Annotated in this window: 21 protein-coding genes; 6 read left to right on the forward strand and 15 right to left on the reverse strand. The window is 68.4% G+C overall.

Features of this window, described 5'->3' with window-relative positions:
• Window positions 1-449: 449 nt before the first annotated feature.
• A complete protein-coding gene (locus OG963_RS18640) occupies window positions 450-1,139 on the forward strand; it encodes a peptidoglycan recognition protein (RefSeq protein WP_319324642.1) in 690 nt (229 codons plus the stop codon).
• A gap of 206 nt (window positions 1,140-1,345) precedes the next feature.
• On the forward strand, window positions 1,346-2,281 hold the full coding sequence (locus OG963_RS18645; protein WP_256223443.1) for a CorA family divalent cation transporter: 936 nt from the start codon (window positions 1,346-1,348) through the stop codon (window positions 2,279-2,281).
• A 25-nt stretch (window positions 2,282-2,306) separates the two neighbouring features.
• On the opposite strand, the gene OG963_RS18650 is transcribed toward OG963_RS18645, so the two are convergent.
• Complete coding sequence (locus OG963_RS18650) at window positions 2,307-3,278, reverse strand: CDP-alcohol phosphatidyltransferase family protein (RefSeq protein ID WP_093772973.1); 972 nt, start codon at window positions 3,276-3,278, stop codon at window positions 2,307-2,309.
• Window positions 3,279-3,966: 688 nt separating this feature from the next.
• Here OG963_RS18650 and OG963_RS18655 point away from each other — a divergent pair.
• The 3 genes from OG963_RS18655 to OG963_RS18665 all read left to right on the forward strand — a co-directional run bounded on the left by OG963_RS18655 (window position 3,967) and on the right by OG963_RS18665 (window position 11,466).
• The gene (locus OG963_RS18655) at window positions 3,967-6,297 is read left to right on the forward strand and encodes a SpoIIE family protein phosphatase (protein ID WP_371799260.1); all 2,331 of its coding nucleotides are present in this window, start codon (window positions 3,967-3,969) and stop codon (window positions 6,295-6,297) included.
• A 304-nt stretch (window positions 6,298-6,601) separates the two neighbouring features.
• Entirely contained in the window at window positions 6,602-10,336 is a 3,735-nt protein-coding gene (locus tag OG963_RS18660) for a S8 family serine peptidase (protein ID WP_371799261.1), read from the forward strand.
• A gap of 137 nt (window positions 10,337-10,473) precedes the next feature.
• A complete protein-coding gene (locus OG963_RS18665) occupies window positions 10,474-11,466 on the forward strand; it encodes a helix-turn-helix domain-containing protein (RefSeq protein ID WP_093929484.1) in 993 nt (330 codons plus the stop codon).
• Window positions 11,467-11,565: 99 nt separating this feature from the next.
• On the opposite strand, the gene OG963_RS18670 is transcribed toward OG963_RS18665, so the two are convergent.
• Window positions 11,566-12,192, reverse strand: a complete 627-nt coding sequence (locus OG963_RS18670) for a hypothetical protein (RefSeq protein WP_319324634.1) — start codon at window positions 12,190-12,192, stop codon at window positions 11,566-11,568.
• A complete protein-coding gene (locus tag OG963_RS18675; protein ID WP_319736847.1) occupies window positions 12,192-12,425 on the reverse strand; it encodes a hypothetical protein in 234 nt (77 codons plus the stop codon). Before OG963_RS18675 ends, OG963_RS18670 begins: the two co-directional genes overlap by 1 nt.
• A 326-nt stretch (window positions 12,426-12,751) precedes the next feature.
• Here OG963_RS18675 and OG963_RS18680 point away from each other — a divergent pair, with 326 nt between their 5' ends.
• Window positions 12,752-13,315, forward strand: coding sequence for a dihydrofolate reductase family protein (locus tag OG963_RS18680; RefSeq protein WP_319736849.1), 564 nt, complete (start codon window positions 12,752-12,754; stop codon window positions 13,313-13,315).
• 170 nt (window positions 13,316-13,485) lie between these two features.
• On the opposite strand, the gene OG963_RS18685 is transcribed toward OG963_RS18680, so the two are convergent.
• From OG963_RS18685 to OG963_RS18740, 12 genes are all read right to left on the reverse strand, one after another.
• The gene (locus OG963_RS18685; protein WP_319736852.1) at window positions 13,486-14,136 is read right to left on the reverse strand and encodes an OmpA family protein; all 651 of its coding nucleotides are present in this window, start codon (window positions 14,134-14,136) and stop codon (window positions 13,486-13,488) included.
• A gap of 8 nt (window positions 14,137-14,144) precedes the next feature.
• Complete coding sequence (locus OG963_RS18690) at window positions 14,145-14,756, reverse strand: hypothetical protein (RefSeq protein WP_319736853.1); 612 nt, start codon at window positions 14,754-14,756, stop codon at window positions 14,145-14,147.
• Window positions 14,757-14,787: 31 nt separating this feature from the next.
• Entirely contained in the window at window positions 14,788-15,399 is a 612-nt protein-coding gene (locus OG963_RS18695) for a pilus assembly protein TadG-related protein (protein ID WP_319736855.1), read from the reverse strand.
• Window positions 15,399-15,629, reverse strand: coding sequence for a Flp family type IVb pilin (locus tag OG963_RS18700; protein ID WP_093929491.1), 231 nt, complete (start codon window positions 15,627-15,629; stop codon window positions 15,399-15,401). Before OG963_RS18700 ends, OG963_RS18695 begins: the two co-directional genes overlap by 1 nt.
• A gap of 215 nt (window positions 15,630-15,844) precedes the next feature.
• On the reverse strand, window positions 15,845-16,927 hold the full coding sequence (locus OG963_RS18705; RefSeq protein ID WP_093772986.1) for a response regulator transcription factor: 1,083 nt from the start codon (window positions 16,925-16,927) through the stop codon (window positions 15,845-15,847).
• 44 nt (window positions 16,928-16,971) lie between these two features.
• Window positions 16,972-18,288: a sensor histidine kinase gene (locus OG963_RS18710; protein ID WP_093772987.1), complete on the reverse strand. Its 1,317-nt coding sequence runs from the start codon at window positions 18,286-18,288 to the stop codon at window positions 16,972-16,974.
• 51 nt (window positions 18,289-18,339) lie between these two features.
• Window positions 18,340-19,227 carry a DUF5936 domain-containing protein gene (locus OG963_RS18715; RefSeq protein WP_030914858.1) on the reverse strand — a complete coding sequence of 296 codons (888 nt, stop codon included), beginning with the start codon at window positions 19,225-19,227 and terminating at the stop codon, window positions 18,340-18,342.
• Between the two features lie 14 nt (window positions 19,228-19,241).
• The gene (locus OG963_RS18720) at window positions 19,242-20,180 is read right to left on the reverse strand and encodes a type II secretion system F family protein (RefSeq protein WP_030914854.1); all 939 of its coding nucleotides are present in this window, start codon (window positions 20,178-20,180) and stop codon (window positions 19,242-19,244) included.
• Between the two features lie 10 nt (window positions 20,181-20,190).
• The gene (locus OG963_RS18725; protein WP_030914851.1) at window positions 20,191-21,528 is read right to left on the reverse strand and encodes a CpaF family protein; all 1,338 of its coding nucleotides are present in this window, start codon (window positions 21,526-21,528) and stop codon (window positions 20,191-20,193) included.
• 60 nt (window positions 21,529-21,588) lie between these two features.
• The gene (locus tag OG963_RS18730) at window positions 21,589-21,957 is read right to left on the reverse strand and encodes a TadE/TadG family type IV pilus assembly protein (RefSeq protein WP_093772988.1); all 369 of its coding nucleotides are present in this window, start codon (window positions 21,955-21,957) and stop codon (window positions 21,589-21,591) included.
• A gap of 3 nt (window positions 21,958-21,960) precedes the next feature.
• The gene (locus OG963_RS18735; protein WP_078878608.1) at window positions 21,961-22,383 is read right to left on the reverse strand and encodes a TadE/TadG family type IV pilus assembly protein; all 423 of its coding nucleotides are present in this window, start codon (window positions 22,381-22,383) and stop codon (window positions 21,961-21,963) included.
• A gap of 3 nt (window positions 22,384-22,386) precedes the next feature.
• Window positions 22,387-23,688: an AAA family ATPase gene (locus OG963_RS18740; RefSeq protein ID WP_093772990.1), complete on the reverse strand. Its 1,302-nt coding sequence runs from the start codon at window positions 23,686-23,688 to the stop codon at window positions 22,387-22,389.
• Window positions 23,689-23,690 lie beyond the last annotated feature (2 nt).

The following is a 23,690-nucleotide window of genomic DNA, read 5'->3' on the forward strand; positions in this document are numbered from 1 at the left end:
TCTGCGACGACCCTGTGCAGTCCCTCGTCACGGTACGTGCGTCCGGGCAGTCGGGCATGGACGGTACGCCCGGCCGGGTGCCGGGGCCTCGGCACGGCCCTGCTTCGGAACCCCTGCGTACGTCGGCATGCTCCCCTGCATGCGGTAACCCGGCGCGCGCAGCGAACCTCCTCCCGGAAAGCTGTTGGGCGTACGTACCCCACACCGTCCCCACGGCCCGTCCCCACGGCGAAGACAAAGAAGGTCTCCCTGTGCGTCTCTACCGAATGGCACTGTGGGTCATGGTCCCTACGGCCGTTGCTCTCACGGCGGCAGCGGCAGGGGGGACGAACGGCGGGACCGCGGACGGGACGATGCCGGAAAGTCCTCCTTCGGCGCAGCGGACCCAGACCGCCACGGAACCCGTCGTGGATTCCGCGCGGCCGTTCCCCGTCCTCGGAGCCACGCCCGTGACATTCCCCCGTGCGGCGCAGCGGCCCACCATCGTGTCGCGTGCGCAGTGGCGGGCCGACGAGACCAAGCGCGACGCCCATGCCCACTACGCGGGAGGGGTGACAGCCATCTTCATCCACCACACCGACACCCCCAACGACTACGACTGCGCGGACGTCCCGCTCACCCTGCGCAACCTGTACACGGGCCAGACCCGTGACCGGGACTGGGGAGACCTCGGCTACAACTTCCTCGTCGACCGATGCGGCAACGTCTACGAAGGCCGCGCCGGCGGTGTCGACCGCCCCGTCGTCGGCTCCCACACCCAGGGGTTCAACCAGGGCACCGCGGGGATCGCGGCGATCGGCACCTTCGGACGGGGGACACAGGTGCCGGAGCCCATGGAGCACGCGATCGCAGCCCTCGCCGCCTGGAAACTCGGCCTGCGCGGTGTCGACCCCCGCAGCAAGGTGCGACTGACGTCCACCAATGACAAGAGCCGCTATCCCAAGGGCACTTCGGCCGAATTCGACGTCATCTCCGGCCATCGCGACGGCAATGAGACCGACTGCCCCGGGGATGCGCTGTTCGCCCGGCTCCCCGCGATCCGGGACATGGCCGCCGAACTCCAGGGGAGGTCTGCCGGAGCACCCTCCAGTGTCGGCATCCCCGTGACCTTGCAGAGCCTCCACCAGGGCAGCGATTGACGGCGGGCGCCCCTTCGGGCCTACGGACGCCGGGCGGCGCGGCCCTCACCCGTTCGGGGCCGCCCGGCGGTGCGAATGGATCCCTCCAGGTGCGCGGCCTTCGGGGTCTGCACACGCTGAAAGGTGCCGCAGCCGGTGATCCACGATGAGGAACGATGATCGTATCGGTGGTGTCGATGCCGGAAGGCACCGTTACTCATACACACGTGTCGGAGGCGCGTGAGCGCCTCGCGACATCCCGCTTTCTGATCGTGGACATCGAGCTGCCCGAGGAGGCATCGCCCGACGAACAGCCGGTCGCCCATCAGCTCGGCCTGGAAGCGGAGGACTTGGCGTGGCTCGGCAGGGAGGGCGAGTCCGTGCGGGCCGAGTTCCTCGGGGAGAGTGCCGGGTTCGTCGTACCCGTCGTCGAGGCAGGCCAGGTCATCCATGTCCACGCCTTCGTGACCGAGCGGTACCTGGTCACCGTTCACCGAGGGCCGCTGGGACCGATCGGGAACCTCACCGCCCGGTTGCCGCACGAAAGGCCCTCCGACACCGTGGCCACGCTGTTCCTGCTGCTGGAGGAGACCTTGGGGACCTTTCGCCGCTCCGCCGTACAAGCCTTGCTGGAGGTGGAGGACCTCGAGGACGAGATGTTCCGGGAACGCCGGCCCCAGCAGGTCTACCGTCTGGCACGGCTACGACGGCGGGCGGCCCTCCTGCACCACTCGCTCCTGCCGTACCTGGAGGCGACGGACGAGACCTTGACTCGGAGGATGCTGAGCGGCAACTTCCCGGAGGAGCGGCAGAGGCTCGTCCGCTCGTACCAACGCGCAGCCAGGTCGGTGCTCACGGACATCGCGTCCCTCCAGGACGCCTCCCGGCGAGCCTTCGTCAGCTACTCATCCCTCGTGTCCGGCGAGCAGAACGGCGTGATCAACCGGCTGGCCATCGTGTCGACGATCTTCCTGCCGCTGTCCTTCCTGACCGGATTCTTCGGCATGAACTTCACCTACATGACCGATGAGTTGGAGAGCACGACCGTCTTCTGGATGCTCGCGGTGGGGTTGCAGGCCATCGTCCTGTTCATCGCCCTCTACGTGCTGCACCGCACCCGCCTCTGGCGGAAGCTGCGCGACGACAGTCCCGACGACCTGTGAACCCACGTACGGTCGCCGCCGGAGGTCAGGCGGCAGTCGTGATGTTCTGTTGTTGCTGCTCGAAGGAGCTCATCGTGCGCGTGAAGTCACGGGTGGACAACAGCAGCTTGTAGACGATGGCCAGTTCGAAGACCAGCAGCAGCGCCGCGCTGACGACGGTGGCACCGATGATCTGGTCCAGGAGCGGACCGATGATGAACACGCTCATCTGAAACTCGATGCCACTGATCAGATGGGTGCGGATGCGGTGGCGCAGCATGAACGAGCGGAACCGCAGGTAGCCGGGGAAGCGGTGACGGAACTCCTGCTGCAGATCGATCACTTGCCCTCGGGAGGCTGCGAGTTTCACCGGACCGGAGAGCGCCTCCTCCCGCGCAGGGGCGCTGGTCGCATCCTGTTCGACGTCGGCTTCGGGGTTGTCCCGAAGCAGGTCCTCCATGAAGGCGAGCTCTGCCTGGTTCTCGTCCCGGCGGGCCGCCCGGATGCGCGACTTGATCTGCTTGCGCATCGTGTGCCGGGTCTTGAAGATCTCCAGCGAGTTGATGTACCGCAGACCGTCCAGGAAGACGACCACGGCAGCGAGCCAGACATAGATCATCTCACCGGTGCGGCTGTACTGCCCGGCCATGAGGGCGATGGCGCAGGCCATGACCCGTATCCGGTCGAAGATGTAGTCCAGCCAGGCGCCGAACACAGATCCCTGACCGGTGAGACGGGCGACCTTGCCGTCCATGCAGTCAAGGATGAAGCTCAGGTGGTAGAGCACCGCGCCGGCGATCAGCCAGTACCAGTCACCCTTGGCGAAGCACGCGGCGGAAACCAGCCCCAGGATCAGCGCCCCCCAGGTGATCTGGTTGGGCGTGATGCGGGTGCGCCTGGCAACCAACCGCACCAGCGGTGTGGCCACGGGGTCGACCAGGAGCACGGTCCACCATGCATCGCGCTTCTTCTGCGTGATGCGACGCACCTCGACGAGGGGCGGTATGTCTCGGTGCATGGAATGACTTCCTGGAGTTCTACTGATGTTCACCTGAACTTAGGAAGGAGATGATCGAGATACAAGACTCCGCCTGTGCAACCTTTACCCGCCGGTAGGAGTCATGGGGCCTTCCGACGCGCCCCCACACATACACAAATGCGACTTTCGACGCCGCTGTGCCGCGATCCGGATGCTCACGTACGACCGTAGCCCGGCGAAGCTTCCGTCACCTGGGCAGCTGGGCCCAGGACCTTGATGCCCGCGTGCGGCGGGCAGTCCGTCGCAGACACCCCGTTCCCCGCCCCGGTCGTCCACGACGGAATCCGGCAGCCACAGGGCACGGGAAGGCCGGCAAGGTCGACCACCTGCTCCGACGCCGGAGAGCCCGGGCCGGTACCGGTGGAGGCAATTGCTATCGGGCTATGCCAACGGCACGCTCACGGCCCGATGGAAACGCGACGGCGTGACACGTCACGCGGCACCGGTGCCCGAGTGCCGGTCGCGGCGCAGGCCGGCGTGGCCACGTACAGCTCGGTGTCGCCGCGTCGAGCGCATCGCGGCACACTGAAAACGGGCGTCGATCCGGCGCCGAGTACTCCTCAGGACGGAGGTCACCACCTCACCTGCGGGATCATCGAAGACTCGGGACGGTCACCCGCTGTCAGGATGTGTGATCGCCCCGACGGCCGACGGAGGTGCCTGGGCCGTGAGGGGCGACGCGCTCATGATCGTCGATGGTTCCGGTGTGATCACGGAGTGGAGTCACGAGGCCACCTCCTTGCTTGGCCTCCCCGCGTCCGAGGTGCTGGGCTTTCCGGCCGCAGGACTCTTCACGGTCGGCAAGGGCGATCATGGCGAGGACGAGCTGAAGCTGAAGTCCCGGGAAGGCCGCATTGCGGCGGGTGACCTGCGCGCGCGTCCGGTACTGAGAGACCGCGCCGTGGCCTGGGAGATCAGGCGACTGTCGACGGAACCCGCCGACGGGACCTATGTGGCGGCCGGCATAGGTGCCAGTCTGATCGAGGCGCTGTTCACCCAGTCACCCATCGGCTTGCACATCCTCGACCCCGAGCTCCGGATCATGCGCGTCAATACGGCCGCACTCACCATGCACGGAATTCGGTCCGACAGCGTGCTGGGTCGGTCGCTCCCGGAGGCGTACCCGCTCTCGGACCCGGCGGACGTGGACACCGTGCTCCGACCCGTCCTGGAGCAGGGCCGGCCGGCCGTCGACCGCCTGGTACGCACTCGCTTTCCCGTCGATCACGGCCGGGAACGGGTGTTCTCCGTGTCCGCCTTCCGCCTCCAGGGCGCCCGAGGTGCGGTCCTCGGGATTGCGCTCTCCACGGTCGATGTCACCGACCGTGAACGGGCGCACGCACACACCGCCATCGTTGCGGATGTGCGCGAACGCGTCGGTCGGACCCTGGACGTGGTCACCACCTGCCAGGAGGCCGCGGATGTGCTGGTGCCCGGATACGCCGACATCCTCGTGGTCGAGGTGGTGGATGAAGTCGTACGGGGTGAGGACCCCCCGATCGGTCCGCTCAGCCGGGACGTGCCCCTACGGCGTGCCGCCTTCCGCAGCCGTGTCGCGGAGCCCGTGCATCCGGTCGGCGATGTACGCACCGCGCCCTACGGGACCCCGTTCGGGCAGGCTCTGTCCGACCTGCGTCCCCGGCTCGTGGAACTGAGTGCCGACGGTGCCTGGCTGGCGGCGGATCCACCACGTGCCGAGGCCATCCGCGCGTCGGCGGCACATTCGCTCATCACGGCGCCGCTGACGCTCCGCGGCACGGTGCTGGGGCTGATGAGTCTGTACCGCTGCGGACGTACCGAGCCCTATGCCGAGGACGACATCGACCTCACCCTCGACCTGGCCGCCCACACAGCGCTGTGCATCGACAATGCCCGCCGCTTCACCCGCGAGCGGACCATCGCCACCACGACCCAGCGCCGGCTCCTGCCCCAGAGCCCCGGTCCGCGGACAGCCGTCGACACCGCGTGGCTCCGCCTCCCCGCGGACCTGGGTGCGAGCTGGTTCGACACCATCGCCCTGCCCGGCGCCCGCACAGCCCTGGTCACCGGGAACGCGACCGGACACGGAATCTCCGCCGCCACCACCATGGGGCAGCTGCGCACCGCAATCCACGCGCTGGCCGCACTCGACCTGGAGCCCGACGAACTCCTCGCCAGACTGCACGACACCACCGGCCGCCTGGCCGAGGAACGTGCGGCACTCCCACCCGCCGATCCGCTGCACAACGAGACATTGACCGCGAGTTGCATCTACGGGGTCTACGACCCCATCACCCGCATCTGCACCATCGCCCGTGCGGGGCACCCCGCACCGATCGTGGTCCACCCGGACGGCACGTCCCATGTCTGTGACGTCCCGGCGAGTCCGCTGCTGGGATGCGCCGAGGATCTGCCCAGGGCTTCCACGAGCTTCGAACTCGCCGAGGGCAGCATCCTCGCCTTCTACACCGCGGCCCTGCTCCCGGAGGCGGAGACGGATCCCGACCTGCTCCGGCGTGTGCTGAGCCGGCCCGACCGCTCACTGCAGACCCTGTGCGACGACGTCGTCTACGCGCTGGGCACCGATCCCCCACGGGGCGACGCCGCGCTTCTTCTGTCCCGTACCTCCGGCATCGCGCCCGACCACGTGGCCACCTGGCGACTCACCCCCGACGCGACAGGCGCCGGTGAAGCCCGAGCCCTGGCCCGGCGCCAACTCGCCCGATGGAACCTCGACGACGAAACCGTCTTCACCGCAGAGCTGATCGTCAGTGAACTGACCACGAACGCCGTGCACTACGGAGCCCCGCCCGTGCAACTGCGCCTCATCCTGGAGGGCACGCTCACCTGCGAAGTGACGGACGGCGGCAGCTCCGCACCCCATCTGCGACACGCGCCGGTCGCGGACGAGGGAGGTCGCGGGCTGTTCATCGTCTCCCAACTCGCCCACCAGTGGGGCACCCGCTACAGCCAGCACGGCAAGACCATCTGGGCCGAACAGTCCCTCGGGCCCCGTTGAAGGGCCACTGAACGGGGGCAGGGCCACTCAACGGGTGAGCAGGAGGCCCGGGTTCCCGTCAACAGGTCCCGCCGTCCGAGCCGGCCGAGACGCAGGAGCCGGTCGATGACGCGGAGAGCGCGGGCGAGCGGGGCGGCGACCGGTCGCCAAGGGTTTCGCGCCGCGCCCGCCGGCTCAAGGCCACGCGGGGAAAGTGCGACCTTGTCCCGCTTCGCGTGATTCACGGTCGGCAAGTCTGTGCCATGGCAAGGACTTGCCTTCGTCAGGCCTTCTCGTCGGCGTCGGCGGCCGATAGACCCATGGCATGTTCTCCCCCTCACGATCTTCCGCCTTCCGGCGCAGACGCTGGCAGCTGCTCTCGGCCGCGACCGCGGTGCCGCTGCTGGCCTCGGGGCTCGCAGTTCTGCAAGCGCCCGCACAGGCCGCTCCGATCAAACCCACCGTTCCCGCCAAGCCCTCGGCGACCCACAAGGTCACCCTGGTCACCGGCGACGTCGTCACGGTCACCACGATGGCCGACGGCAAACAGACCGCCGACGTCGACCGGCCGGACAGCGCCGTCGGCGGCGTAAAGATCCAGGAGATCAAGGGTGACCTGTTCGTCATCCCGGACGAGGCCGTGCCGCTGCTGGGCACGGACAAGCTGGACCGGCGGCTGTTCAACGTCACCGACCTGATCGAGATGGGCTACGACGACGCGAAGTCGGCCGCGGTGCCGCTGATCGCGGCGTACGCCCAGCCGAAGTCCCGCTCGGCCGTGGAGCCGACGGCCCCCCGGGGCAGCAAGCTGACTCGCAGGCTCGACGGCATCCGCGGTGCAGCGCTCAGCACCGAGAAGCGGCAGGCCCGCACTTTCTGGACCACCGTCGCGCCGCACGGCAGCGCGAAGTTGGGCGCGGGTGTGTCGAAGCTGTGGCTCGACGGTCGCGTGAAGGCCGACCTCAAGGAGAGCGTGCCGCTGATCGGCGCGCCTGAGGCCTGGGCGGCCGGGTACACAGGCAAGGGCGTCAAGGTCGCGGTGCTCGACACCGGTATCGATGTCAACCACCCCGACTTCGCCGGCCTGATCGACGGCACGACCAGCTTCGTACCGGGCGAGGGCGTCACCGACGTCAACGGGCACGGCACGCATGTGGCCGGCACGATCGTCGGCTCCGGCGCCGCCTCCGGCGGCGACTACAAGGGTGTCGCCCCCGGCGCCGACCTGTTCGTCGGCAAGGTGCTCGGCGGCGCGGAGGGCTACGGCCAGGACTCCTGGGTCATGGCCGGCATGCAGTGGGCCGCCGAATCCGGTGCGGACGTCGTCAACATGAGCCTCGGCGACTCCTACCCGACGGACGGCAGCGACCCGATGTCGCAGACGGTCGACGCGCTGTCCGAGCAGTACGGCACGCTGTTCGTCATCGCCGCCGGCAACGCGGGCCCGGAAAGCATCTCCGCCCCGGGCGCGGCCGCCTCGGCGCTGACCGTGGCCGCCACGGACAAGCAGGACCAGCTCGCGTCCTTCTCCAGCACCGGCCCGTTGGCCTACTCCGGCGGCATGAAGCCGGACATCGCGGCGCCCGGCGTGGACATCACCGCGGCCCGCTCGCAGGAGATGACCGACGGTGGTGAGGGCCTCTACCGCACCCTCAGCGGCACGTCGATGGCCACCCCGCACGTGGTCGGCGCGGCGGCGATCCTGGCCCAGCGGCATCCGGACTGGACCGGCGCGCAGCTCAAGGAACACCTGATGAGCACCGCGAAGGGCCTGGCCGACGGGTACTCGCCGTACGAGGTCGGCACCGGCCGTGTCGATGTGGCCGCCGCCGTGCGCACCACGGTCCGCGGCACCGGCTCGCTCTTCTTCGGCAACTACACATGGCCGCACGAGCCGAGCGACGTCGCCGTCACGAAGGACCTGACCTACACCAACACCGGTTCCGCCGACGTCACGCTGAAACTGGCGCTGACCGACGACGGCGGCCCGTTCGCGCTGGGGGCCACCGAGGTGACCGTCCCTGCGGGCGGCACAGCCACCGTCCCGGTGACCGGTGACCCGCAAGCCGCCTCGCCAGGCCGGCACGTCGGTTACGTGACAGGGACCGATGCGGCCACCGGGAAGCCGGTGACCCGCACGTCCGTGGCGCTGCTCAAGGAGGAGGAGCGCTACGACCTGAACATCAAGCTGGTCGGTCGGGACGGCAAGCCCGCCGCCGGCTGGGTCACGGTCAACCTGGCCGGCGACTTCTGGCCGTGGAACGTCTACGTCGACGGCTCCACCACCATGCGCATGGCCCCCGGCCTGTACACCGTCGCGGGCTACCTCGACGTGGCCGGCGAGAAGTCGGACCGCTCGGGTCTGGCCGTGCTGGTCGACCCGGAGACCGTGCTCAAGAACGGCTCCATGGACGTGGTGCTGGACGCGCGCAAGGCACGCCTGCTGCAGACCGAGGCGCCGCAGCGCACCGAGGACCGTCAGCGCAAGGTCGACTTCAACGTCCACTACAAGGGCTTCGACCCGTTCACGGACTACCGCAGCGCGTACGTGCTGCCGCCGACGTACGACGACGTCTACGTCGCGCCGACGGAGCCGATGAAGCAGGGCGAGTTCATGCTGACCACCCGCTGGCGCAAGGGCGAGCCGCAGCTCAGCCTGAGCACGCCGGGCGGTCGGCTCCGCTTCGAGACACTGGTGCAGGCGGGCAGCGCGCTGGGCACCGCCACGGACAAGCTGGACGCCGTCTACGCGGGCAACGGCGCAGTGGCCGAGTACAAGAAGGTCAGGGCCAAGGGCAAGGTCGTCGTCATCGAGCGCAGCGACGAGGTCTCGCCGCAGGAGCGCACCGAGGCCGCGGCCGCGGCCGGTGCGAAGGCGCTGGTCGTGGTCAACGACGGTGTCGGTGCCCTGATGGAGTACGTCGGCGAGTCGACCATCCCGGTCGCCACCGTGCACCGCGACGCGGGCAGGACGCTTGTCTCGATGGCCAAGGCCGGCTTCCTGAAGCTGACCGCGAAGCAGACCGAGTACACGCCGTTCGTCTACGACCTGACCCGGGAATACCCCGGCCAGGTGCCGAACCGGGCCCTGGTCTACAAGCCGACCAAGGGTGACCTCGCCCGGATCGATGCCCGCTACTACTCGGCCGCGGACGGCGGGGTGGCGGAAGGTTACCGGTCCGACTTCACCCTCAGCCCGTCGTTCAACCTCCCCGAGCGCGAGTGGCACCCGGGCACCCGCACCGAATGGGTGACGCCGGGCCAGGTCTGGAGAGAGTTCCACGCGCAGGGCGTCGACGGAGACCTGCCGTGGGTGATGGTCTCGGGCGACAACACGTATGCCAAGGGCAGCACCACCCGTCTGGACTGGTTCGCTCCGGCGACCCGGCCCGGCCAGGGCGAGTCCTTCGGCGTGTACAACTCCCGCTGGCAGAACTACATGACCTGGAACGTGCAGGCATGGGCCTCCGCCAGCGACAACATGCGGCTGGGCGGCTTCCTGGACTGGGGTGAGACGCCGACCCACCTGCAGGTCTTCCAGGGCGACAAGCTGATCCACGACAACCCGAACAGCACCGACATGCAGTGGGTCGAGGTGCCGGCGGGCAACCTGCCCTACCGCGCCGTCCTCGACGCGGAGCGGCCCGGTGACGCCTTCCGGCTGTCGACGCGCACCCACACCGAGTGGACGTTCATGTCCGACACCGTCGACTCGGACTTCTTCGAGCCGTTCTCGGTGCTGAACCTGAACTACAAGCTGGAGTCGGACCTGCACGGCGACGTCAAGGCCGACGCGACCCAGAAGATCGCGCTCAAGCCGGTGTCGATGGACCTCGGCACCGTGCCGGGCAAGGTCACCAATGTGAAGCTGGACGTCTCGTACGACGACGGCGCCACCTGGCAGAAGGTGACCCTGGCCAAGGGCGCCCACGGCTACTGGACGGGTTCGTTCAGGGCGGCCAAGAAGCGCGGCGGCTTCATCTCGGTCCGCGCGAGCGCCGGGACGGACAGCGGCTTCAGCGTCAAGAACGAGATCATCCGGGCGTACGGCCTGCGATGAACCGCACCGTCGGGCCCCGGGGAGGCGACTCCCCGGGGCCCTTCCCGTCACACCTGCTCCCAGCAGGGACTATTCAGGGTCTGCCGCCATGGCGCATACTCTCCCCGCTGCGGCAAGCGGAAGAGAGTCGGTCGCCGATGCTGGATGTTCTGGGCCTCGAACCCGATGACGAGCGCGTCTACCGGGCGCTGCTCGGACGGCCGAACTCCACCGCGATGCTGCTGTCGGATCTGCTCGTCGTATCGCGGGCCGACGTGGACAAGGCCTTGTCCCGCCTGGTCGGGTGGGGGCTGGTGATCGGGTCGGCGGACGATCAGTACACGGCCGCGCCGCCGGCCATGGCGCTCGGCGCTCTCATCAGCCAGCGCCGGGACGGGCTACGCATGGCTGAGCACGCACTGGTGACCTTCGCCGAGGAACACCGGGCGGCGATGACCGGGAACAGCATCAGCGATCTGATCGAGGTCGTCACAGGCGTCGACGCCATCCGTCATCGCTTCCTGCAGGTGCAGCAGGCAGCCCGCACGCAGGTCCGCAGCTTCATCACCGCACCGTTCCTCGCCGTGCCGCCCGACGAGAACACGGCCGAACCCGCGGCAATCGGCCGCGGCGTGCACTTCCGGGTGGTACTGGACCGGGCGGTGCTGGCAGAGCCTGGCATCATCACCGATGCGATCGATTCACTGCGAAACGGCGTGCAATTGCGTGTCGCCGACCAGCTGCCGATGAAACTCGTGCTGGCCGACGCCGACCTCGGCCTCGTCCCGCTCGCGGTCACACCGGCCGGAGAACCCGGCGCCGTACTGCTGCACCGCAGCGGCCTGCTGGATGCCCTGGACGCGCTGTTCGAGACGGTATGGCGCACCGCCCACCCACTCGAACTGTCGGGCACCGGCGGCGAAGCCGGAACCACCGTCGAGCTCGGTGCGGAAGGTCCGACCGACCTCGACCGAAAGATCCTCGCGCTACTGCTGGCCGGTCTGACCGACCCGACGGCCGCGACACAGCTCGGCCTGTCACCGCGCACGCTGCACCGACGCCTGCGCCACCTCATGGACATGGCCGGAGTCCGGACCCGGATGCAGCTCGGCGGTCACGCCGTCCGACACGGCTGGGTGGATCCGCACTGAAGGTCCTGTGCTGCTCGGAGATGCGACTGCTTCGGAATCGGCACGGACGCTGACGGCAGCCCGATACGGGACCTGTCCGACGGACGTGGGAGTCACCGCTCAGCCGCGCTCCTGCGCAGCCAGTTCACGGATCTCGGCAGGCAGCGCCTCGTCCTCCGCCAGCCGGGCCAGGGCCTCGCGGCTCTGCGGGACTTCGGCGGTGTTGCGGAGTGTCCACACGGCCTGCTCGGCGGCCATGCCTCGCTGCGCGTACCGCTCGGCAAGTTCCATGGCCCATGGGGTGATCGCCGCGGTGTCATCGACCATGAGCCCGCACCAGTACAGGACCTGTTCGGCGATCCAGGCAGAGATACGGACGGTCCACCGCTCGGTGAAGTCCGTGGTGTCGAAGCCTCTGCGCGCGCACTCCGCCTCGGCCTCGGCCATGCGTTCACGCGTCACGCAGCGGGCGTACGGCATGCGCTCCCGCAACACGTGCCTGATCCGGGTCCATTCGGGCCAGGACGCGTCCTGGCCCAGGAACTTCAGAATCACTTCGGAGGGAGGTTCGGGTGCGGCAAGGGGAGCCGGGGGAAGGCAGGCTTCGAGCACGGCTCGCGCGTAGGCGAGGTTCTCTCGGCTCTCCTCCGTCTCGGGGGGCCAGACGAAGCCGAGGTCCCAGGAGTACGGCAGGGCGCGTACGACCTCGGGAAGCAAGGGCTCCTCGCCATCGTCTTCCGTAGTCATCACGAGACTCCCAGGTATTCCATCGCACTCTTGGGGTCCTTCATCTTGCCGGAGTCACGAGCGGCCTGCTTCTCCGCGTCGGTCTTGGAGTTCCACGCGGCGTCCATGTCCTTCAGCTGCTTGGGAGTGACGTCCTGGCCGGCGATCCGGGCGCCGAGACCGTTGTCCGCGATGGTCTGAGCCGGGGTGCCTGGTGGGGTCGTACCGGTCTTCTTGTGATCAGGCCCCACCACACCCGGACCCCACCGGGCCGGACGCGCCGCGCCAGCACCCAACCGACAGCCCCCGGCGCGGCCGCGTACGCAAGCAGCCCCAGCAGCGTGCCTTTCACCGCGTCAAGGGAGGCGGCGGTGAGGAACAGGCCTGTGCCGCCCAGCACAGTCGCCCCGAACAATACGTACACCAGCCAGCGGGTCACCATGAGCGGTTGCGGCATGGGTCGGCGGGGGGCTGAGCCACCGAGCACGAGGACTACATGTGAGCTCAGATCGCGCACCGATGAGTTTCCCGCGCCGCGCCGGTCTGTACGCGTGAGACCGACTCACGGAAGGCTGGCGCCATGCGGAAACTGATCTACGGCATGAACCTGACCCTCGACGGCTACATCGCCGCGCCCGGCGACGACATCGGCTGGAGCGTGCCGAGCGACGAGCTGTTCCAGTTTTGGTCCGACCAGTTGCAGGCGACCGACCTGTCGCTGTACGGGCGCAAGCTGTGGCAGACGATGAGCTCCTACTGGCCGACCGGCGACCAGCAGCCCAACGCCACCCCGGCGGAGATCGAGTTCGCACGCCGCTGGCGGGACATGTCGAAGGTGGTGTTCTCCTCGACGATCGACAAGGTCGACTGGAACACCCGCCTGGTCACCGGCGACGCGGTCGCCGAGATCACCCGGCTCAAGGCCGAGGACGGCGGCCCCATGGACATCGGCGGCGCGACGCTCGCCGGGGCGGCCATGCGGGCCGGGCTGATTGACGAGTACGTGCTGGCCACCGCGCCGGTCCTGGTGGGCGGCGGCACGCCGTTCTTCGCCGCGCTGGACAACTGGGTGAACCTCAACCTGGTGGAGACGCGGACGCTTCCCTGCGGCGTGATCCTGACCAGGTACGAGACGAGGCGCTGAGATCCCGTCCTGGGTGACCCGGACTACCGCCCGAGCCACCCAAACGAGTCAAGCCCCTGAACTGCAAGTCTCACGGCAGTGGCATTTCTGCCATCCATCTGCCAACTGCCGTGAGATTCTGCCAAGGCTTTTGAGACCCTACAAAACAGGCCCCAGGTGGGCCTGCGCCCTCAGGAAGCGTTGCCGCGCGGGAAGGAGACCTCCACGCGCCGGTTCTTCTTCCGGCCCTCTTCGTTGGCGTTGCTGGCGATCGGGTACTGCTCGCCGTAGCCGCGGATCTCGAAGGTGACGTTCGAATCGAGCGACTGGGCCAGCACCGAATGCACCGCGTCGGCACGCTGCTTGGACAGCACGTCACCGTGAGCGGAGGAACCGAGATTGTCGGTGAAGCCGAAGACGCGCACCTTGGTGGCGTTCTGCTTCTTGATCTCGGCAGCGACGGCCGCGATACGGGACTTGGCCGCCGAGCTCAGCTTCGCGCTGTCCTTGCCGAAGAGGACTTCGGCCTGGAGCGCGAACTTGATGCTCGCGTTGCTGTCCTCGCGACGCTCCTCGCCGCCCATGTCCTCGACGACCTGGATGATGTCGAGGACCTTGGCGGGAGCGAGAGTGCCGCCCTCGGCCATCTTGAGGTCGGGGTCGTTGCCGTCCACCTCGACCGGGGGCGTCGCGGATGCCTCAGTCCCCGGCGGCACGCTCGGTCCGTCATCGGCCAGCGCTGTCGAAACACCGAAGACGGACGTGCCGGCCATCAGTACGGCCGCAGCGATGGCGATGCCTGCCGCATGCGTTGGCCTACGCCGTGCGCGGATGTGTGTCATGTCGGCCGTCACCCAGAAATCTTCAGGGACGTGGTGGCAAACGTCGGCAGGCTGAGGTCGACTTCCGTCGTTGTACTCGGCGGAGCCGGGAACTGCATGAACACCGGGACCGACTTTCCGGGCTGGACCGCGGACATCCCCGTCGTGCAAAGGCACCGGCCATCCGTGTCGCGCAGGATGTAGTAGCGCTTCTTACCGGCCTTGTCCACCAGAGTCGCGCCACCGACGGAGTTGAGATTCTTACTGACGATGACGCTCTCGGTGCCAGCCCATGCAGAGGGATTGACGGCTGCGTCACCTTGATTCTTCAACTCACCCTGAACGGTGACGAACCCGCCGGAATCCCTCTTCACCTCATTGACGACCAGCAGCATGTCCTTGTCGCCCCTGACCTCGGCGAGTTTCACATTCGGGTCTACTTTGTCCCCGGCAGCAGTATCCTCCTGCGCCGCGCCCTTGTCCCCGTCGGGCTTTGAGGGTGCGGAGGACGACGAGGAACCAGGGTCCTTCGTCTTTCCGCCGTCATCACTGCCGCAAGCAGTGACGGCGAGGGCCAGTGCCGCCGTCATCGAGACAGCTGCCACAACCCTTCGGGTCCTCGCAGTACGCCGAATGCTCATGGGATCTGAATCCTTTACTCGTCGTTCGCTGTCAGTCGTCGACCAAGTGGACGGCGAAGATGGCCTTGCTCAGAGCGGCCCATGCATTCTGATTGAAGTCAGTCGGGTCGATCGAGAAGCCATCCCGGCCATCGCACTTGAAGCTCACCGGTTCACCCGGGTCGCCCTTGAACTTGTAGGTGCATCGGAACTCGATGACTGCAGTCGCATCCGCAGTGGCATGTCGCGTCTCCGTACCGGGGATCACCGTGTCGCCAACCGTGTAGCGGGTCCGGATGCTGACGTGCATCTTGTCCCGCAGGTAGCCGTACTCCGGGGAACACGTCACGGTGTCCGACCGGTTGGACGATGCAAACCGCTGAGCCTGCATACACGGAACCGCCGGGTTGAACATGTAGTCCTGCAGGAACTCGTGGAGTCCGCCCGGTGTCATGAGAGAAGCGACGAACGGAGGACCCAGCGTGTCACGAGCATCCTGAGCCGCAGCGAGCGCGGCAGCGTCCGCTGCGCCCTGAGCTCCGTTTCGAGTGGCCGATGCCTTACCGACAGCAAAGAAGGCAAACGCGAGGAAGAGCAGGCCCGCCACCATCACAACATAGATGGGGAAGGCCTGCCCTGCGTCGCCGCGGTGTTTCGCGGTCATCAGCCAGCCTTGATCTGGTCCACCAGGTCGGAGATCCGGCCCGAGATCGCGCCACCGATGCCCGTCGCCACGATCGCACCGATGATCGCCACGACCACCAGGATGATGCCGAGGTACTCGAAGGCCGTCTGGCCGCGGTCCTTGGCCTCGTAGCGCTTCTGGATGGAACGGACGGCGGTGCTGGCCCAGCCGTTGACGCGGACGGCGGTCTTCAGGGTGATGTTCGACATGGTGTTCCCCTCCAGGTTCGGCCGACCGGTAGCCGGCCGACTCACACGTTTCTTCGGTGTCGCTTCCGTTACCGGCTTCCTCCTGGCCGGTGCCGTTTGCGACATGAGAAACATACGGCGGAACACCCTGCCCGCCAGAGGGTCCCAGGGCCCAATCCCGGGCCCAAAGGGCGAGTTGGGTCCTGACGCCCAAGCCCTGGGCCCATGCCCCCCGCTCAGCCATGTCCACCACTCCCCCGCGCCGGCGCCGTGCCGAGCCAGCGTGCGATCGCCTCGCTGCGGCTGCCGCTGTGCAACTTGGTGAAGATGCGGTTGATGTGGTTCTTGACGGTCTTCTCGCTGATGAAGCAGGTGGCGGCGATCTGCTGATTGCTCATGCCGGACGCGATCAGCTCCATGACCTCCACCTCCCGCGAACTCAGCCCGTACTGCTGCCTGTTGGGAGCCATGGCCGACCCCCCGGTTGTTGAAGACTGTGCCACAACTGGTTGCAGTTGCGAAAGACCCTGCGCGAGTTGGGCAGGTCGCGTCGCAGGTGGCGGCATTTCAGGAGCCGGCGGATGTGCAGGCGCACCGTGTCGCTGCACATGTCCGGCGCCCTGTCCGTCGTAGCCTGGGCCCTGGTGGGGAACGCCCGTGGTCAGCGCGGTCCCCAGCCCCTCGGGCAGCTGCCCGCCCTGCGGTCCGGGGCCCTGCCGCATATGGGCCAGGAGCGCGTTCGCCGCGGTGGCGGTGAAGTGGGCCCGCCCGCTCTTGGTGTCCCTTACGGCCTGCACGAGTTGGTCCGCCGTGAACTCCCCGTGCACCAGATAGCCGCCCGCGCCCAGCCGCAGGGCCTCGTGGACGATCTCGCTCTCGCGGCTGTACGTCAGCATCATGACCGGGGCGACCTGCACGAGGTGCGGCAGCGCGGAGATGCCGTCGACCCCAGGCATGCGGACGTCGAGCAGGACGACGTCCGGGCGGTGCCGAACGGCCATGTCGTAGGCCTGGCGGCCGTCCGCGGCCTCGGCCACGACTTCGATGTCCTCACGGCCGGAGAGCAGCACGCCCAGACCGGCCCGGACCACCGGGTTGTCGTCGGCGACGACGACCCTCAGCGGTGCGGCCACCGGCGTCGGAGGAGCGGCGGGAAAGGGGTGAGGCGTGGCCTCGGATGCCGCGGACTGCTGGGGGACGGGGAACCCGGAGGAGCTGAGCTCCGAGTTGAGCGGGGTGACGTGCGAGGACGTGTGCTGGGAGGCGTGGTTCTGTGCGGCCCAGTTCTGGCCCGACGCACGGGAGACGTCGTCCGGCATCTGCGACCTCCTCTCAGGTTCTTGGGGGGGTGGTGTGGAGCGGGTCAGTTCTGTTGTTGTGCGTGGGGGCCGGCTGCGAGAGCGGCCACCGGAAGTTCCAGGCGTACTTCGGTCCCCTTGGCCGCCTTGCCCTTGCCGATGCGGATACGGGCCCCGATGGACGCGGCACGTTCGACCATGCCGACGAGACCGAAGTGGCCGGCGCGCTTGAGGTCGTCGAGCGTGGTGCCCGGGGGCAGACCACGCCCGTCGTCGTACACGCTGACGCGCAGGACATCGCCCTTCACGCCGGCCAGCACGATGAGATAGGTCGGGTGGGCATGGCGATGGGCGTTCTCCATCGCTTCGGAGGCGACGGTGAGCAGCTGGCGGGCAACCACCTGGGGCACGAGCGGGACCGGGGCCCCGTTGAGTATCCGGAAGGTGGCTGTGAGTCCGTGGCGCCGGGTGAAGTCGTCCGCCCTCGACCGGAGTTCGGAGACGACGTCCACACCGCCGTCGAGTCCGGAGTCGCGGCGCAGGTCGGAGAGCAGCTCCCGCGACTCCGCCGCTGCCCGGCGGGCGGATCGGGCGACCAGTTCGGCCTGGTGCTTGACGGTGAGGGGGTCCATCCGGTCGGAGGAGCTGGCCAGGCCGTCGGCGGCCAGCGCCAGGCCGTGCAGCGTCTTGGCCACCGAATCGTGCATCTCGCGGGCGAGCCGGGTGCGCTCGCCCTCCACGGCCTCGTTCACGGCGAGCCGGGCCCTGGTCTCGGTGAGGGCCTGGCTGGCCGTGCCGAAGCGGAGGAGGAGATTGCGCAGGGTGACTCCGACGGCGCCCGCGATCACGCAGAAGCCGGGCAGGAGCAGCGCGGTGGCGTCGCTCGCCTGCAGCCTCGAGTCGGTCCCGTACACGCCGAAGACGATCAGTGTCTGGAGCGCCGCGAAGACCGCCGCACCCCGCCAGCCGTAGACGAGTCCCGCCAGCAGCGGGGTGCACACGGTGACGTAGGCGAGAGTGGACTCGGGGGTGGCGGTGATCAGCAGCAGGGCTCCGAACAACGCGTCGATGCCCAGCAGCCAGGGATGGCGCAGGAGGACGGGGCCGAAGCGCTCCCAGTCCCGGAAGAGGACGTACGACCCCATGAAGGTGACGAGGACGGCCGAGCCGATCAGCCAGGTGGCCACGCCCGACGCCGTGTGATCGATCGCGAACGGCGTGGCTATGGCGATCATCGCGAGCCGGAAGCCGAAGACCTGGCGGCACATGGCCTGGAGCGCGTTGAGCTGGATCGCGAACGCCGGGCGCGATCCGGGGTCGGCCATCGCCTGACGTACTTCGGCGGTCAGTCCGAGCTGTGAACTGCCGAGCTGGAACGACATGAGCCTGTCACCTCCCCCTGGTCATCGTGCTCAAGATCCCCGTCATGCATGTCATCCGCCCGTGAGGAAGCTGAAGTCGACGTTGGCTCCGTAGACGAAGCCGACCGTCAGCAGGACCAGGGTTCCCGGGAGCAGGAAGGTCGTGACCGCGAAGGTGGCCTTCGGAACGGCCCTGGCGGCCTTCCGGCGGGCGTTCTGGGCGTCCGTACGGCGCATGTCGTTGGCGATCTGGATCAGCGTGTCGACGATCGGGGCGCCCAGCTCCTCACCCTGCTGGAGCGTGGTCACGAACATCGCGACCTGTTCCGAGTCGTTGCGCTTGCGCAGCTCCTCGAAGGCCTGGCGACGGCTGACGCCCATGTCCATCTGACGCAGGGTGATGCGGAGTTCGTCGGCCCACGGGCCCTCGTACTTGTCGGCGACGCGCCCCAGTGCCTGCCGGAAGCCGAGGCCCGCCGAGACGACGACGGCCAGGACGTCGAGGAAGTCGGGGAGCGTCCGCTCGATGTGGTCCTTGCGGACCCGGACCGCCGACCAGATGCCGACCTCCACCCAGAACAGGCCGAAGGCGATCAGCAGAAGGGAGAGGAAGAGCTGGCCGCGCAGGATCATCGAGAAGGCGCCGAGCAGGCCGAGGGCACCGTAGACGAAGCGGCGCGCGGCGTAGCGGTCGATGGTCAGACCGCCGGGGTTGCCCGCCATGTCGATCTGGCGGCGCTTCTTGTTGACGGCCTTGGGGCCCATCATCCGCAGCACCATGGGGGCCCAGCGCATGCCGAGCCGGTCGATGCCGGAACCCACCGCGCTGGTGCGGGTGGCGCCGACCTCCAGGGCGATGGCGAGGTCGCCGGGGAGTTTGGCGTCGGCACGGTACATACGGATGCCGGCGATGGCTCCGAACACCGCGAGACCCACGACGAGCGCAAGCAACAGGTCCATGTCAGCTCCTCCCCTCAGACGTCGATACGGGACATGCGTCGGATCACGATGAATCCGATCGTGTACAGGACGAGGGAGACGATCACGGCGACCTGGCCGATGAGGGCACCGGTCATCCGGTCGAGTGCGCCCGGCATCACCGCGTTCATCAGGAGCATCGCGCCGAAGCCGAAGACCGGCACGGCGTATGCGGTGACGGTCACCTGTGACAGCTGCGTCTTGACCTCACGCCTGGTCTCCTTGCGCTCCTCCAGCGTCTCCGTGAGGTTGCGCAGCGAGCTGACGACCGTACCGCCGGCCCGGTTGGACAGGACCAGGGTCGTCACCAGGACGACGAGCTCGCGCGACGGCAGCCGGTCGGTCAGCTCGCTCATCGCGTCGTCCAGCGACTCGCCGACGGCGAGGCGGCGGGCGACCCGGGCCAGTTCCTCTCCCGCCGGGTCCTCCATCTCGTCCGCCGCCATGCTGATGGCGGTACGCAGGGCGAGGCCCGCCTGGGTGGCGTTGGCCAGGATGCGGGAGAGCTCGGGAAGCTGGTTGATGAAGCGCTCGGTGCGCTTGGTCCGCTGCCAGTTCAGGAAGGCATTCGTGCCCCAGAGACCGATGAGCGCCGCGACCGGGCCGAAGAAGCTGGCGAGGATCGACGAGGCGGCCATCCAGAGTACGGCCATGGCGAAGAGCGCGTAGACGAAGAACTCGCCCGGGGTGATCTCCAGACCCGTGGCGGCGAGCTTCAGCTCCAGCCTGCGGCCCAGGCCCGTCTTGCGCAGCCTGCGGTCGACGCCCTGGAACCGGCGGTGGCGACCGGCTGCCGGGATCTGGCCGGTGTGCGACAGCCGGTCGACGAGGGCGTCCCGGTCGGCCTTCCCGCCGGAGTAGGCGTACAGGCCCATGACGCCTGTCACTCCGAAGAGCAGCGTGACGCCGATCGTGAGCAGAGGGAGATTGTTCATGGCGCGGTACCTACTTGGCCTCTCGGGTGGCGAGCTGTTCGTCGGACACGGCGACTCCGAAGGCCTGCGGGATGGGCTGGCTGGCCATGTAGAGACGGTCGGCGATCTTGCGCGGGAGCGGGAGGTACTGGAACTCGCCGTAGATCCGCCCGTCCGCGGCCATCGGCTGGGCGCGGAACCGGGCGACGGACACGATGCGGTAGGCGTCGCGGCCGTGCGAGTCGAGGACGGCGATCTCGGTCACCTTGCGGGAGCCGTCGGCGTGCCGGGTGAGCTGGACGATGACGTCGACGGCGCTGTTGATCTGGTCGTGCAGCGCCTCGAACGGGATCTTGATCTCCGACATCGAGGCCAGGGTCTGCAGACGCATCAGTGCGTCCTCGGCGTTGTTGGCGTGGACGGTGGCGAGCGAGCCGTCGTGACCCGTCGACATCGCCTGGAGCATGTCGAGCGACTCGCCGCCACGGACCTCACCGACGACGATCCGGTCGGGGCGCATACGCAGCGAGTTGCGGACCAGGTCACGGATGGTGATCTGGCCCTTCCCCTCGACGTTCGCCGGGCGGGACTCCAGCCGGATCACATGGCTCTGCTGGAGCTGGAGCTCGGCGGAGTCCTCGATGGTGACGATGCGCTCGCTGTTCGGAATCAGACCGGAGAGTGCGTTGAGGAGCGTCGTCTTGCCCGTACCGGTGGCACCGGAGACGATGATGTTGAGCTTGGCCTGGACGAGCCCGGACAGCAGGATCAGCATCTGCTCGTCGAGCGAGCCGATGTTGATCATCTCCTGGAGCGTGAACGCACGCGGGAACCGTCGGATGGTGAGCGTCGCGCCGGTCAGGGACAGCGGCGGGATGATCACGTTGACACGTTCACCGCTGGGCAGTCGCGCGTCGACCATCGGATTCTGCTCGTCCACACGGCGGTTGACGGTCGACACGATGCGCTCGATGGTCTGCATCAACTGCTCGTGCGAACCGAACCGCATCGGGAGCTGCTCGACCTTTCCGCTGCGCTCGACGAAGATCTGGTCCGGTCCGTTCACCATGATTTCGGTGATGGACGCGTCCTCGAGGAGCGGCTCCAGGATGCCGAGGCCGAGGGCCTCGTCGACGACACGGCGGATCAGCTGGGTGCGTTCGACAGTCGAGAGGACCGGGCCCTCACGGCTGATGATGTGGCTGAGTACGCGCTCCAGGCGGGCCCGCCGGTCGGCGGCGGCCAGCGAGGACATCTCCGCGAGGTCGATCTCCTCGAGCAGCTTGGCGCGGTAGGTGGCCACCATGTGGCTGTCCTCCCGCCCCCCGCTGTTCTTCTCGGGGGCGGTGATGCGGGCCCGCAGGCTCATTCCGTAACTCCCTTGATCCGACGTACAGATGGTGCTCCGGCCGCGCGATGCGGGGCTCGGTCACTCCCGGGGGAACGTGGAGCTTCGGTTGGCGTAGCCCCAGCTGAGTCCAGGGACGACGGAGGGGATCTTGACGCGTGCGGTGTAGGTCACCTCGTCGATGCCGTAGCTCGGGATGAAGAGCGAGTCGTCGGCGAGCCAGTCGCTCATCGCGTCCCGGCCCGCCTTTTCGGGAAGCGTCAGCGGCATGTCGTGGCTGGCCGTGCGGGCCGCCGCGCGGGCGCCCGTGCCGGCCTGGTTGGCCGTGTACGCGGCCACGCCCAGCTGGATCGCCAGGAGGCCCACCAGGAGCAGCAGCGGGATGAAGCCCATGTACTCGATGGCCACCTGGCCGCGGTCACGGCGGGAGGTGCCTGTGCTCTCGCTCATCGGTCAGCCCTCCGTCGGCGACGCGGCTTCGCCGGTGATCGTCATCGGCCAGTTGAGTACGCCGGGCACCAGGACCGGCACCTTCAGGCTGACCTCGGCCTTGTACAGGGTGGGCGTCGCCTGGCAGTGCGTTCTCGACTTGCTCTCCCAGGCGTCCGGCAGGTCCTCCCGGGCCGCGCGCTTGCAGGCCAGCGTCGGAAGGTACTCCGCCCCGGTACCCGCCCGGGCCGCCTCGTCTGCCGCGTTCGACGCCAGGCTGAACGTGTAGCCGATCAACGCGCACTGCCAGAGCGCGATCAGTAACAGGATGATCAGCGGCGTGACGCCCACGAACTCGATCGCGGTCTGGCCGCGATCGCGCTCACGGAAGGAATCACCGTCACGCCTCCTCCGTATCCTCAGGCCTCTCATCTCGGTGGCTGCCATTGGTCAACGTGTCCCCTCGGTCGTCCCACGGCCCCCGGAGTCACCGTCGCGCCGTCTGCGCGGGCGCCCGATGGAGCCTCGGTCGTTCTTGAACTTTCCGGCGTTCTTCCCACCGCTCCTGTCCGTGCCGGCGGGGAGCTTCACTATCCCCAGCTCACCGGCCAGGCCCCAGAGCGCCTGCTTCACCGTGCTCTTGGCATCGAGTTCGTGCATCCGGCCCGCGTCGACGGCGCCCTGGAGCTCCTTGAAGTTCGCGGGAACGGCCGTGTTCGCCATCCTGGTCCCGGTGATCTTCTCGATCAGCGGCGGCTGGATCTCGGTGTTGCGGATGAACCGGTTGACGAGAGTGAGCGTCTCCTCCGCCTTACGGATCTGGAGCCGCTCCCACATCCGTACGGTGCGCTTCGCGCCGCGCACCGCGATCACGTCGGGGGTGGTGACCAGCACCGCCGTGTCGGCCATTTCGATGGCCGCCGCGCCGGCTCCCTGGAGCTGGCTGCCGCAGTCGATGACCACCACCTCGTACCGCGAGCGCAGGGCGCTGACGATCTGGCGGGCCGACCGGTCGCTGACCTCCTCACCGCGCTCCCCCTCCCCCGGCGCCAGCAGCAGGGCGAGCCCGGTGCTGTGGCTGAACACGGCGTCGGACAGGACGCGGGGCGATATGTCGGCGATCGCCGCCAGGTCGACGATGGAGCGCCGGAACTGCACGTCGAGGTACGAGGCGATGTCGCCGGACTGGAGGTCCATGTCGACCAACGCGACAGTCTGCCCCGACGCCTGTGACGCCAGGGCGAGTTGGACCGCCGTGACGGTCGCCCCCACACCGCCCTTGGCGCCGCTGACGGTGATGACGGTGCCGCCCGGGCCGGTGAAGACGTCCCCTCCGCTGCCCAGGTGACGACGGACCCCGACCGACCACTGGGCTGCGGACTGGACCCGGTTGGCGAGTTCCTCGTAACTCACCGGCAGGGTGACCAGGCCGCGGGCGCCCGATTCCATCGCCGCGGAGAACAGCCCGGGGCTGGCATCCGCGGTGATCAGCACGACCCCGATGGCGGGGAAGCGCAGGGAGACCTCCCGGATCAGCTCCAGAGCCGGCACCGGACCGATCCGCTCATGGACCAGCACGACCTCGGGCAGCTCGTCGAGCGACTCGCCGGCAAGGCGGGCGAGGGTGTCGATGAGCTGTGTCGAGTCGCCGACCGGTGCGGCCGGCTCTGCGTCGGGAAGCTGGCTGAGCAGGGTGGTGACGGATCTGGCCGCGTCGGGGTCACCGACGGCCGGGAGGATCCTTGTGGTCATTC

Source organism: Streptomyces sp. NBC_01707 (assembly GCF_041438805.1).
Lineage (GTDB): Bacteria > Actinomycetota > Actinomycetes > Streptomycetales > Streptomycetaceae > Streptomyces.